The organism is Pseudophaeobacter sp. TrK17 (assembly GCF_042192375.1).
Classification (GTDB): domain Bacteria; phylum Pseudomonadota; class Alphaproteobacteria; order Rhodobacterales; family Rhodobacteraceae; genus Pseudophaeobacter.
In genome coordinates, this window is sequence record NZ_CP071700.1 from 1191412 (window position 1) to 1203897 (window position 12486).

A 12486-nucleotide genomic window follows, 5' to 3' on the forward strand; every position below is an offset into this window, starting at 1 on the left:
TGCATCTCATTTGCGGTATTGTGATCGAGAACAGAAATCTAGCCCGCATCACGCGACTAAAGAAGGAAACCAGCATGGGTCCATTTCCGCATAACGCCCCGAAATCCGTGATCAGCGATGAAAACCCCGCTGGCACCGATGGCTTTGAGTTTGTCGAATTCGCCAGCCCTGAACCGCAGGAGTTGCGGGATCTTTTCACTAAGATGGGCTATGAACAGGTCGGTCATCACAAGACAAAACCGGGCATCGAACTGTGGCAGCAGGGGGATATCACCTATATCCTGAATGCGGAAAAAGGCAGCTATGCTGACAAGTTTGTTGCCGAACATGGGCCCTGTGCCCCCTCCATGGGATGGCGTGTTGTCGATGCACAAAAGGCCTTTGAACACGCGGTTTCAAAAGGGGCCGAAGCCTATGACGGCGACGACAAAACCATGGATGTGCCCGCGATCAAAGGCATTGGTGGCTCGCTGATCTATTTTATCGACCAGTATTATGAGACCTCGCCCTACAATGGGGAATTCGAGTGGACCAAACAGTCAAAACCGCGCGGCGTTGGCTTTTACTACCTCGATCACCTCACGCACAATGTCTACAAAGGCAATATGGACAAGTGGTTCAAGTTCTACGGCGAGCTGTTCAACTTCAAGGAAATCCGTTTCTTTGACATCGAGGGCAAGTTTACCGGGCTGCTGAGCCGGGCGCTGACCTCTCCCTGTGGTCGTATCCGTATTCCGATTAACGAAGATCGCGGCGAGACCGGCCAGATTGTTGCTTATCTCAAGAAATACAAAGGCGAGGGCATTCAGCATATCGCGGTTGGAACCGAGGACATTTATAGCGCCACGGATGAGATTTCTGATCGTGGCATCACCTATATGCCTGCACCGCCTGCGGCCTACTATGAGCTGAGCCACGACCGGGTGAAAGGCCATGATGAACCGCTGGAGCGGATGCAGAAACATGGCATTCTGATTGATGGCGAGGGCGTCGTCGATGGTGGCGAGACCAAAATCCTGCTGCAAATCTTCTCCAAGACGGTGATTGGCCCGATCTTTTTCGAGTTCATCCAGCGTAAAGGGGACGATGGATTTGGCGAAGGAAACTTCAAGGCGCTGTTTGAATCGATCGAACGTGAACAGATCGCCAACGGAGAGCTGGACGCCGCTGAATAGGGTTTAAGCCCCAACAGAAATGTGCACAAAAGTGCCGGGCCTTAGGGAGGTCCGGCACTTTTTTATGTCAGCGGTTTTGCTGTGGCGAACTGGCCGACCTGATGGGACCTGCGCGCCAAGGGTTGGGACGGGCAAACGACAGGTGAGGGGCCGTCGTCAATGTCCTGTCTTTGGATCTGCCTGCAGGTGGTTAATTTCCGGGCAGCTTCAGTGTCTTATTTGTGCCGCGCTTTTGATACTGTAATTGGCTTTCGCTGATGGCTACCACGGTGCCACCATCCAGCCGATCGCCAACCCGGACCTGGCGGGTCCGACCACTGGGCATCAGAACCAGGGCTTGGCGGTTAGACGGTTTTCCGGAGACACCAATCAGGTTTACCCGCCGCAGGTTGATGGCATTGGTGACTGTTGCCTGGCGCGCCACTGAGGCAGAGCTGGGAATGCTGGGGGTAACGGATTGCGGCGCTACTGCCGCCGCCGCTGTCGTGGCGGTTGTTGTGGCACGCTGCCGGGTGGCACGATCCACCAGATTGGCAAAATTCGCAGGCCGATCCCGCGGCGCTTTTGACGTGGCAACAGCCAAAGCGCTGACAGGCTGGTTTTCCTGTTCTTCCGTCTTCAGGCTGGCAGGGCGGGCGCGGGGGCGAACCCGGGCAAGCTCGGCGCGGCTGAGCCCTCCCAAAAGTGCGCGTTCTGCCCGTTCCAGCAGATCGGAGGGACGCGGGCGGGGCCGTTTCAGCGACAGGCTTGCCAGGCGGGCATTTTCGGCGGCTTCCCCAGCATCTTCGGGGGCTGTGCGGACCGGAGTCGGGGGTGGCACGACGCTTGGCCGCCCGAGATAGACCATGATGCCATCCGGGTTGAGTGTGCCTTCGGGTGTTGCTGTCACCAGGCCCTGGTGGTCGAGGTCAAAGTCGCTCCCCGCTGCCGCCGGTGAGCTGAGCGCGTCTGGCTCGGGATCGCTGGTCAACAGCGGCGCCTGGGGCAGGGCGACGGCATCCTGGGAGAGATCGCTATTGTCGATAGAGGCGACATAGATGTCATCCAAAGACACCAGGGCAGGGGCCTCTGCGATTTGGGGAACCTGCTGCCAGATTCCAGTGGCGGCGTAGAGCGCGGCTTCGCTCAGCGCGTCGCTTTGGTCTGGATCGGCAGCCTCCCCTTCTAACGCATCAAGCACGGGCTGGCCCGTGCTTGCATCCAATGGGGTGTCGGTTTCAGCGCCGGCAGGGTCAAGGCTGGTGGTCTCAAAAGGCTCGGCTTGATCGTCCAACTCCACAACGCCTGGGTCAGGGTGGCTTGGTATCGCGCTCACCTGTGGGGCGATGCTGTCTGGCTCGGTTTCCACCTCGCTTATGGGAATATCCACTGGGCTGGCTGGTTCGGCATTGGTGCTGTTCGGCGGTGTCTCCGCAAGCGCCGGATCTTGATCGGTGGAGCCAGCAGGGGGGGGCGCCAGCGGGGTATCAAGGCTTTGTTCCAGCCGCGGACGTTCGGAGGAAAAGAACAACCCGCCTTCGGAGAACACCGCAAAAGCCGCAATCGCGGCCATGGCCAACAAAAGCCCTGCCGTCAGGATCAACCCCAGGAAGCGCGGCTTGCCCTTTATGGTGCCCGGTTTGTCGTCAACAGAGCTGTTGAGACTGTTCGCCGCCTGTGCAGCCGCGCCGCTGATGGTTGGGGCATTGGGGTGAACAGTGGCAGGGGCGGCTGGTGCACTGGTTGACCCTGTGGGTTTTGCAGTTTTTCCAGGGGCAGTGGCGACAGGTTTAACACTGGCTGAACTTGAGCTGGCCGAACTTGAACTGGCAGCGCTTGGGCTGGTCGACTTTGGACTGGCCGATTTTGGACTGGCCGCGGCCTGTGCTCCGGCTGGGCTGTGCACCGCGGGGGCGCCGGTCTCTGGGACGGGACCGGCAGACTGGGCATGGCCAGCAGACTTTGTCGGCTCTGCCCTGGTTGGGGATTTGCCAGCGGGTGCGGCGACAGGCTTGGCCGCTGTGGCTGCGGCCTGTTTGGGGCCCGGTTTTGGTGCCTGTGTGGTTGCAGGTGCTGCTGCGACAACAGGGGGGGCAGGCTTGCCGGGCGATGGCGCTGCGGATTTGTCAGATGGTTTTTTTGCAGATGCAGGTTTTGCAGCCTCTGAGCCTTTGGCCTGCGGTGACTTCCTGCGGCGGCTGGTAAATCCGGCAATTGGACCGCTGTCCTCGGCGTCTGAACCGGTATCCTCACCCAAATCGGGCTGGGCGCTGTCCGGCTCCAAAGCGGCGGGTGCCTTGGGCAGGGTGGGCTCAGCCGCCACCTGATCCTTTGCGGCCTTAGGTGCGTCATTTTTGGAAGCGGGTTTTTCAACCGGTTCAGCGGGGGTGGGATCTGGGAGTGCAGCTGGACCGATGTCCACAACAACGATCCCATCAGGTGTGATCTCAGTTTCGCCCAGCGAGGGGACTGCGCCAAAAAAGGGTTCTCCCAGAAAACCACTGTCACCAGGGATGGCCACAAAGGAGGCGGGCGCAAAGCCATTTTCCAGCGCAAAGCTTTCGGCCTCAGCCAGGGTCTCATAGGCGACGGCGGCAATATGGGTTTGGTCGCCGTCCTCAGACAGGTCAAAAGCCAAATCCGACACCGCATAGGGCGTGGCGCCTTCCAAAGCGACGCGGGCCAGGCGGCGCCGACTTTCCAGATCGGAAATGCCAGTCTCAATGGTAAGATAGCGGATCTGCTCATTGGGGATGATCAGTTTGCACAGCCCCTCGGGCGCCAGGGCGTCTCCCTTGGCTTTGAGCGCGGCAAGATCTGCTGTCAAATCAGCACTGTCGAGCGACACAGTGCCGACATTTCGCCAACCTCCGGCTGCACGATGCAGCAGAACAATACCCTCTGCGGAAAGAGAAAGAGCAAACTCCGGTTTCATAATGCGGTCAAACCATCCAAATCTGTAGTGCCCGGACCGCGAGGAGTCCTTTCAGGCCGTCAGAGCAGACCATAAAGCAGGACATCGCCGAGTGAAAGGAAAAGAGCGCGCTTTCCCCTTGTCAGCGGCGATCTGCCGTCCCCATCTTAGGGCAAAGCAAAGGAGACTTCACAATGAAAACAAAGACAGTTTTGGTAACCGCCCTGGCAATGGCGCTAACTTTGGGCACTGCGCTCAAGGCAGACACGCGCACCGATCGGCAGATTCTGGTCAGCGGCGAGGGCCGAGTTGAGGTGGCGCCGGATCTGGCGGTGATCACGCTGGGGGTCAGCAAAGAGGCCAAGGAGGCGGGCGAAGCCATGGCGCTGGTCTCTGAAGATATGTTCGCCGTCGTGCAAGAGCTGCGGGCCGTTGGCATTGCGGATAAGGACCTGCAGACTCAGCAGATCTCGCTGCAGCCGGTCTGGTCCAATGGCGGCTCTTATAACAGTTCGGGAGAGCGGCGGATCACCGGGTTCCTGGCCGCCAATACGGTAAATTTGCGGGTGCGCGATCTCGATCAACTCGGCGAGGTGCTTGACCGGGTGCTGCGCGCCGGTGCCAATCAGTTCCAGGGGTTGCGCTTTGATGTGGCGGATCACGCGCTGCTACAGGACCAGATGCGCGCAAGCGCCGTTGCGGATGCCCGCCACAAGGCGGAACAACTGGCGTCGGCCGCCGGGGTCACCCTGGGGCCGGTTCGCACCATCACCGATCAGGATCATGGTGGTGGCCGTCCGATGATGGCAATGGAGATGTCCCGCAGCGGTGCCATGCCGATCGAGGCGGGCGAGCTGAGCTTTTCGCACAATGTGCAGGTGGTGTTTGACCTGGTGGTGCCAAACGAATAACCGCGGCTCTGCCAGATTTGAAACTGAAAAGGCCGGGCATAAACCCGGCCTTTTTGTTGTTTTACAGATGGGCCTTTAGGGTCAGCCGCAGGCTTTGGTCAGGGCCTGGTCCAGATCGCGGATCAGATCAGCGGCGTCTTCCAGGCCGATGGAAATCCGCACCACATTGGCGCCCGCGCCTGCGGCCTCCTGCTGTTCCGGGGACAGCTGGCGGTGGGTGGTGGAGGCAGAGTGAATGATCAGCGAACGGGTGTCGCCGAGGTTTGCCACATGGCTGAAGATCTCCAGGGAATCCACCAGTTTGATGCAGGCGTCATAGCCACCCTTGACCGCAAAGGTGAACAAACCGCCCGCGCCTTTGGGGTAGTTCGCCTGGGCGCGCTCATAATAAGGCGAGCTTTCCAGGCCGGCGTAGGTCACATAATCAACCCGGTCGTCCTGTTCCAGCCAGCTGGCCACGGTCATCGCGTTTTCACAATGGCGCTGCATCCGCAGCGACAGGGTTTCAACGCCCATCAAGGTGTAATGCGCCGCCTGCGGGTTCATGGTCATACCCAGATCACGCAGCCCGATGGCGATACCGTGGAAGGTAAAGGCCAGGCCGCCAAAGGTCTCGTGGAATTTGAGCCCATGATAGGCGGGTTCTGGCGCCGAAAGGGAGGGGAACTTGTCGCTGGCGGACCAGTCGAAGGTGCCGCTGTCAATGATCGCGCCGCCGGTGACGGTGCCATTGCCGGTGAGGTATTTTGTGGTGGAGTGCACAACCAGCGTGGCGCCTTGGGCAATTGGGTTGCACAAATAGGGCGTGGCGGTGGTGTTGTCGACGATCAGCGGCACACCAGCGGCATCTGCCACATCGGCCAGCGCGCGCACATCGGTGACATAGCCGCCGGGGTTGGCGATGGATTCGCAGAACACCGCGCGAGTGTTTTCGTCGATTGCGGCTGCGACGGCCTCCAGATCATCGGTATCGACAAATTTTGCCGACCAGCCAAAGCGTTTGATGGTCTGGCTGAACTGGGTGACGGTGCCACCATACAGTCGCGTCGATGCAATGACATTGCAGCCGGGCGCCATCAGCGGGAACAGCGCCATGATCTGTGCCGCATGGCCAGACGAGCAGCAGACTGCGCCAACGCCGCCTTCCAGTGTGGCCAGGCGTTCTTGCAGCACGGCGACGGTTGGGTTGGTCAGGCGTGAGTAGATAAAGCCAACTTCCTGCAGGTTAAACAGGGCAGCGGCGTGATCGGCATCGCGAAAGACATAGCCGGTTGTCTGGTAGATCGGTGTTTGACGGGCGCCGGTTGCCGGGTCCGGTTTGGCGCCTGCGTGGATCTGCAATGTGTCAAAGCCATAGGCTGGTGCATCACTCATCTGGTTTTCTCCCTCATCAGTTTTCTTACCAAATGTTTAGGACAGCTTGCCCGCCGGTACAACGCAGGCGTGGCAAATTGGAACAAACAAACTGGCAAAGAGCAGCGCGTGGGAAATCGTTCTAGGGACCTGATCCTTGGCAACCTGGCTTTTGGGTTGGGAATGAGGCCAGACCACAAAAGGGCAGCCTGTTAGCGCAGCCACAGGCCTTCGGATTTGATTTTGTTGCGAATGGCCTGTTCACGCCGGGGTAGGTGATCCTGATCAAACAGCGCCCGTACCCGGGCACCCCGGTTTTGATAAACAAGCCGCTTGATCGGCTCATAGGTTTTCAAAACCTTCTTGATCCAGTTTGGCGCAGCCACCGTTTCCAGCAGGTCAATCACCGCGTTGCTTTCGCGGGCATAGAGCAGGGGGAACAGCCGGTAGTGACAGCTGGTTTCCCCGTCCAGGTAGCCCGCAGGCAGGGCGTCGCGACCGCCGCCAAAGGAGTGGATCACCAGGGGCAGTGCAACCTGATCCAGCCAGGGATCCAGCGACTGGCCGACCAGCTCAATTGGCGGATCCTTCAGGATGGACTGGGCGTAGACCGCAAATCGTTTGCCAAAGGCGCGCGGGCAGGTGCCGTAGAAAAAGCCGGCATTAAAGTAGAGGTAGCGTTTCCAGAATTCATCCGGTTGTTCCAGATCCAGTGTTGGATCAAGGTCCAGTCCAAACCGGTCGTAAAGAGAGCGCCAGATGTCCGTATAGCCGGGCCCATAAAGCGTTGGCTTGGGCCAGGTGCCTTCGCGCCGCAGCGAGGCAGAGGGGCGATTGAAGTCAAAGGGAACCGCTTCCAGGTCGCCGGTGATCAGCGTGTCGCTGTCAAAGAACACAAACGGCTCGCCCTCGGGCATGGCCTGCAGCGCCTCGATCTTGTTGCCATAGGGATAGCTCTGACCAAAAATCTCGTTTTCAAACGGCAGGATTTCGACCCCAAGCCGGGCCAAGGCCTCTAATACACCGGCGTTGTGAATGCTGGGATCTTTTTGCCAAAGCGGCCCTGGCTGCGGCACCGCAACAAACAAACGACCGGAAAAGTTGGGGCAGCTGTAGCGCAGAGAGGCGGCAAACAACAGTGCCTCGTACTGCAGGCGCCCCGCCTGGCCGATGATCATGACGTTGAAAGACTGCTGCGCCATTGTATTTCCTGTCTTCCGCCTCTTGCGAGCGGTTGGGGCTTGGGTATTTTATGGTTTATATTCAATATGGGCTTTGGGCAAAAGGAAATCCCCAAATTTGAGGGGCCTTTGGCCAGGAGCGCGACTTGTTTGTATCAGCTAAGTGAGGTTTTTATGCGAAGAATTATGTCTGTTGTTATGTTGTCGCTGTGGGGCGCAGGCCTGCCGGTCGGGGCCTCCTCGGCGCCTTTTACCACAGCCGCAGAGGTTAAGCCCATTTTGTCGGCCACCAAGGCCAATTGGGTTTCCGTGCGCGAATATGAGGGGCAGGATCTGCTCTATGTTACGCATCTGTGGTCCTGGCGCTGTGGCTTGAACGGTATGCGCATCGGCGTCAACGGCGCCGAGCCGGTGACCTGGCCGATGCCGCCCTGCCATGAAGATCAGGCCGCCCCCAATGCCATCCTGCCAGAAGATGGGCTGCCCTATGGTACTTTTCCCCTGGGCTCTATCCAGCAGATTACCATTGATGTGTTTTATGATGACATGACGATGGAAACGCTCAAAGTTAACCGGTTAGGACAGCCGATTTCACCTTAGACAGCGATATGTGTCCCATTGTTTGCCGCAAAAGGCTGAGCAGAAGACCGTTGAGACGGTTGGCCAGGGCGGGCTGAGGAGCGGCTGGAGTGCAAGGAGGCGGGATTAGGGGGTGATCATCGTCACACCGGGGATGCGCTGGACGATTTGCATGTCTTCTTCGTAGAGGGCGGTGACCGATTCAATCAGGGCTTCACTCCAGCCAGGTAAATCGATCTCCTCTTCTAACTCGTCTTCGCGCACATATTTGTCGAGAAAAGCGGCCATGACCCGCCGCTGTTGCGTCTCTGACATATCAGGGTGCTGTGCCAGATACTGGCGCAGTCGCCGCATGCCTTCGCGGCTCATGATGGTCGACAGTAAATCCATGCCACCATCCAGACGCTGGTTCATTTCCAGCCCGGACATGTCACGGATGATCTGCGCCCAGATCAGAGGCATATCTTCAAAACACCAAACGGTGAGAGGAACTTGGGGAACGGCGCGTCGCAGGCGCGTCAGAAGATCTGACCACCGCAGGTGATAAGGGTCAAGGTTGCTCAGCACCTGGGCCTTGCGATCGGGGTGGGCGTTTTCAAGCAGGCCCGGCAGAATGGTCGCGGGGTTTCGCAGTCCGATGTACAGTTCCAGTTTGTCCTGTGCGAACAGGTGCTGCAGGGACAAAAGCCGGGCCTCTGCTTCTGGATAAAACTGGCTGCCCTCGATTGATTGGCGCTGCGAGCCAAAGAAATTGGCATTGGACAACAGGACTCTGTCTGCCTGTTCTTCTTCCAGGATCGCATCCCACAACACGTCCCGGGCTTCGGTTGTGGCCTGACCTTCCTGCAGCGCCGCCATGCAATCTTTGAGCAGATAGCGGTATTTGCCTGGGCCGGGTACAACGGTGCCGTGCAGGCGAAAGCGGTCTTTGTTGCGCAGCAGGGTCTTGAGCAGACGGTCCTCTTCGGTTCCATGTGCACCGCAATGAAAAATGACCTGCATCGGGTCGCCTATCTCTTGTCTGCTCGAATTGCCTCAGGCTTACTCCTCTGGGCTATATAGGTCAAATGATCTGCAGGGTGCGATGACAGGGTGCGATGACAGGGGGCGGAAACAGGGGGGGTAGAGGACATGCGCTTACGCTGCCCTTTGGTGGTATCACCTGATCTGCCATGGGACCCTGGTAGAATAGGCCGTGCCACCGTCAGCGCTGCTGGGGGTTTCCTTGTCCTTGCTGCGTGGCCATCACGGTTCGGCTCAAGTCTTGCGCATAAAGTGGTCAAATTATGGGCGATCGGGATAAAAACTGTAGAGCAGGCAGCGCTTTGGCCGCCGCGTGGCCGTGACAGGTCTCAAAACCAATGGATGGGCTTGTGTCTCGCCGGTTTTCAGATTTTCTTTCCCTATGCACACAGTCAAGACACGCACTTTCACCACCCGGCTCACGACGCTCCTGAAGACCATCTATCCTGATCAGGACGCCAGTCTTCTGGTGGACAAAATCATGGATGCGTTTTGGCCAGAGAACCAACAGCCGCGTAAGCGCGGGCGGTTGCCCAGCAACAACCTATGGACCGAACGGGACGCGCTGCTGATAACCTATGGCAACTCGATCCTGGACGGCGCTCACAAACCATTGGATCTGATGCATGACTTTCTGCTGCGGCGCATGAAAGGCCTGGTCAATGGCGTGCATATTTTGCCCTTCTTTCCCTTTACCTCTGACGACGGCTTTGCGGTTTCGGATTTCAGGGCGGTAAACCCGCAGCTGGGAGACTGGCCGGACATCAACCGCATCAGCGAAGATTTTCATCTGATGTCGGATCTGGTTTTGAACCATGTCTCCAGTCAGGGCGCCTGGTTCAATAGCTACCGACAGGGGCAATCCCCCTTTGACGGTTTCTTTTTTGAAGCCTCCCCCAAAGATGACCTGAGCAGCGTTGTCCGTCCACGCACCACCCCGCTGTTGCAGGAGGTCGAGACCGTGGACGGCCCCCGCCATGTCTGGTGCACCTTTAGCCATGATCAGATCGACCTGGATTTTCGCAACCCCGAGGTCTTGCTAGAGTTTTTGCGCATCATCCGGCTGCATGTGGACAACGGCGTGCGCATCATCCGGCTGGATGCGGTGGCCTTCTTGTGGAAAGAGGTCGGCACCAGTTCGATTCATCTGCCGCAGACCCATGCCATCGTGCAACTGATGCGACTGCTGTGTGACTATGCGGTTGAGACCATAATTCTGCTCACGGAAACCAATGTGCCCAAGGCCGAAAACCTGAGCTATTTTGGCAATCGCAACGAAGCCCACGCGATCTACAACTTTCCGCTGCCGCCGCTGATCCTGCATGCTGTGATGTCCGGGTCTGCACAGTACCTGCGCCGCTGGCAAAGCGGCATGCCACCAGCCCAGCTGGGATGTGCCTATCTGAATTTCACCGCCAGCCATGATGGCATCGGCATGCGCCCGGTTGAGGGCATCCTGCCAGAGCCGGAACAGGCCAAGATGATCAAAACGATCAAGGATATCGGTGGGCTTGTGTCGATGCGGGCCCTGCCGGGTGGGGGCGAGGCCCCCTATGAGATCAATACCACCTTTTACGAGGCAACCGGGCAGACATTTTCCGGGGCGGACGCCTATCACCTGGACCGGTTTCTGTGCTCACAGACCATCGTGATGTCATTGGAAGGCATCCCCGCCTTTTACATTCATTCCATGCTGGCAACGCCGAATGATCACGCCCAGGTCGAACGGCGCGGCATGAACCGCGCGATCAACCGTCATCGCTGGGACTATCCTAGGCTGAACGCCCTGTTGGATGATCCCACGTCGGTGCAGGCGCGCGTTCTTGCGGCATTGTCACACCGTTTGCAGGTCCGATCCAAACAACCCGCCTTTCACCCCAATGCCACCCAGTTCACCATGCCACTGGACAACGCAGTCTTTGGCGTTTGGCGTCAAAGCCTTGACCGCCATCAATCCATCTTTGCCCTGCACAATGTCAGCAATCAGCCGGCACAGGTGCCGCATATGTCGATGAACCTGATTGATGACGAACCCTGGGTGGATCTGCTGACCGGTGATCAGATCGATATGATGCAGGAGGCCATTACCCTGGCCCCTTACCAATGTCGCTGGATCACCAATCGGGGTTAGCGTCCTGACGCTAAGGCCTACTGAAACTCAGCCTCATCCGCCTTGGCGGCTGCGGTCATATCCGACAGAAAGGTCGGATCCGCAGAATGGACGCGGTTCCAAGTGGGGATGAACGGCGTCTCATGTGGATTTTCCAAAAAGATCTGCCCCGCCCGCATGATATTTTCCGCAAACAGCTCGATCGCGCTTTCCTCGGCATGGCGGTCAATGGACAGGCCATTCATTTTTGCGTCGTTGTAATAGGCTTCGAGCAGATCAAGCGCGCAGCGGTAATAAGTAGCCTTTAGGGTTCGAAAAACATTGGGTGTAAACACGGTTCCATCGGCGGCAAGCTTGCGAAAGATTGCTTTGCAGATATCTGTGGACATGCGGTTCAACCCGGCATTGGATTCTTCCGGGCTCAGGGACTGGTGTTTGTGATCATAGGCATCGCTGATATCGACCTGACAGACGGCTTTGGGCGCGAGGTTTCTCCAGGCCTCAGACAAGACACCGATTTCCAACCCCCAGTCGGAAGGTATGCGAAGGTCAGGCAGGATAGAGGTGCGCATGGCAAATTCGCCGGACAGCGGATAGCGAAAGCTGCGCAGGTAGTCGATATAGTCGCGGCTGCCGATCACCCGGTTGAGCGCAATTAGCAAAGGGCTGACCAGCAGCCGGGTCACCCGGCCATTGATATTGTTACCACCGATGCGTGGATAATAGCCTTTGGCGACTTGATAGGGAAAGTTTGGATTTGCCATTGGATAGACCAGCCGGGCCAGCATTTCTTTGTTGTAGGTCAGGATGTCACAGTCATGGATTGCCATGACGGCGCTGTCGGCGCAGCCGATCAGATAACCCAATGAGGCCCAGACATTTTTGCCCTTACCCTGCTCGGTAGGCGCCAGCCCCATTGCCTCCAGACGCGCCCCCAGCGCCAGCATGCGCGGGCTGTCGTTCCAGATCACGATATGATTTTGGCCCAGGCCTTTGAAAAATGTCTTTGCATGGCGAAACTGGGCTTCATTTGCCGCATCCAGGCCAATGATGATCCTGTGCAGATAGCTGACTTTGGCCAGTTCCGACAGAATATGCGGCATCGCCTGACCTTCGAGTTCGGAATACAGGCAGGGCAAAATGAGTGAAATTTTTCGCGATTGGGCAAAGACCGAAAGCTCGTGCTCCAATTCATCAGCGGACCGGGTGCGCAGGTTATGCAGCGTTGTGATGTTTCCGTTTTGATGGAAATCGGCCATGA

General features: G+C 58.0%; 9 protein-coding genes. 4 read left to right on the forward strand and 5 right to left on the reverse strand.

Annotated features, from left to right (window positions below; all coding sequences use genetic code 11):
• Positions 1–74: 74 nt before the first annotated feature.
• A complete protein-coding gene (hppD, locus tag JZI28_RS05535; protein WP_348158075.1) occupies positions 75–1175 on the forward strand; it encodes a 4-hydroxyphenylpyruvate dioxygenase in 1101 nt (366 codons plus the stop codon).
• A 190-nt stretch (positions 1176–1365) separates the two neighbouring features.
• On the opposite strand, the gene JZI28_RS05540 is transcribed toward hppD, so the two are convergent.
• Complete coding sequence (locus JZI28_RS05540) at positions 1366–4089, reverse strand: hypothetical protein (RefSeq protein WP_375699495.1); 2724 nt, start codon at positions 4087–4089, stop codon at positions 1366–1368.
• Between the two features lie 173 nt (positions 4090–4262).
• On the opposite strand from JZI28_RS05540, the gene JZI28_RS05545 reads away from it, so the two are divergent.
• On the forward strand, positions 4263–4979 hold the full coding sequence (locus tag JZI28_RS05545; protein WP_375699496.1) for an SIMPL domain-containing protein: 717 nt from the start codon (positions 4263–4265) through the stop codon (positions 4977–4979).
• An 81-nt stretch (positions 4980–5060) separates the two neighbouring features.
• Here the strand turns inward: JZI28_RS05545 and JZI28_RS05550 are convergent, their stop codons facing one another.
• Both JZI28_RS05550 and JZI28_RS05555 read right to left on the reverse strand, forming a co-directional pair.
• Positions 5061–6353: an O-acetylhomoserine aminocarboxypropyltransferase/cysteine synthase family protein gene (locus tag JZI28_RS05550; RefSeq protein WP_348158071.1), complete on the reverse strand. Its 1293-nt coding sequence runs from the start codon at positions 6351–6353 to the stop codon at positions 5061–5063.
• A gap of 191 nt (positions 6354–6544) precedes the next feature.
• Positions 6545–7534 carry a hypothetical protein gene (locus JZI28_RS05555; protein WP_375699497.1) on the reverse strand — a complete coding sequence of 330 codons (990 nt, stop codon included), beginning with the start codon at positions 7532–7534 and terminating at the stop codon, positions 6545–6547.
• 165 nt (positions 7535–7699) lie between these two features.
• Here JZI28_RS05555 and JZI28_RS05560 point away from each other — a divergent pair, with 165 nt between their 5' ends.
• Positions 7700–8113: a hypothetical protein gene (locus JZI28_RS05560; RefSeq protein ID WP_375699498.1), complete on the forward strand. Its 414-nt coding sequence runs from the start codon at positions 7700–7702 to the stop codon at positions 8111–8113.
• A gap of 105 nt (positions 8114–8218) precedes the next feature.
• On the opposite strand, the gene JZI28_RS05565 is transcribed toward JZI28_RS05560, so the two are convergent.
• Positions 8219–9094, reverse strand: coding sequence for a hypothetical protein (locus JZI28_RS05565; RefSeq protein WP_295446620.1), 876 nt, complete (start codon positions 9092–9094; stop codon positions 8219–8221).
• Between the two features lie 403 nt (positions 9095–9497).
• Between JZI28_RS05565 and JZI28_RS05570 the strand changes: the two genes are divergently transcribed.
• Positions 9498–11246, forward strand: a complete 1749-nt coding sequence (locus JZI28_RS05570) for a sugar phosphorylase (protein ID WP_297340185.1) — start codon at positions 9498–9500, stop codon at positions 11244–11246.
• A 17-nt stretch (positions 11247–11263) separates the two neighbouring features.
• On the opposite strand, the gene JZI28_RS05575 is transcribed toward JZI28_RS05570, so the two are convergent.
• Positions 11264–12484 (reverse strand): glycosyl transferase, encoded by a 1221-nt coding sequence (locus JZI28_RS05575; RefSeq protein ID WP_295446624.1) that lies wholly within the window; start codon positions 12482–12484, stop codon positions 11264–11266.
• Positions 12485–12486 lie beyond the last annotated feature (2 nt).

Bases quoted from the DNA above. Each gene is read 5' to 3' on its own strand.
- JZI28_RS05575 (WP_295446624.1), bottom strand. From the start codon at position 12,484: ATGGCCGATTTCCATCAAAACGGAAACATCACAACGCTGCATAACCTG.
- JZI28_RS05545 (WP_375699496.1), top strand. From the start codon at position 4,263: ATGAAAACAAAGACAGTTTTGGTAACCGCCCTGGCAATGGCGCTAACT.
- JZI28_RS05550 (WP_348158071.1), bottom strand. From the start codon at position 6,353: ATGAGTGATGCACCAGCCTATGGCTTTGACACATTGCAGATCCACGCA.
- JZI28_RS05555 (WP_375699497.1), bottom strand. From the start codon at position 7,534: ATGGCGCAGCAGTCTTTCAACGTCATGATCATCGGCCAGGCGGGGCGC.
- JZI28_RS05540 (WP_375699495.1), bottom strand. From the start codon at position 4,089: ATGAAACCGGAGTTTGCTCTTTCTCTTTCCGCAGAGGGTATTGTTCTG.
- JZI28_RS05565 (WP_295446620.1), bottom strand. From the start codon at position 9,094: ATGCAGGTCATTTTTCATTGCGGTGCACATGGAACCGAAGAGGACCGT.
- JZI28_RS05560 (WP_375699498.1), top strand. From the start codon at position 7,700: ATGTCTGTTGTTATGTTGTCGCTGTGGGGCGCAGGCCTGCCGGTCGGG.
- JZI28_RS05570 (WP_297340185.1), top strand. From the start codon at position 9,498: ATGCACACAGTCAAGACACGCACTTTCACCACCCGGCTCACGACGCTC.
- hppD (WP_348158075.1), top strand. From the start codon at position 75: ATGGGTCCATTTCCGCATAACGCCCCGAAATCCGTGATCAGCGATGAA.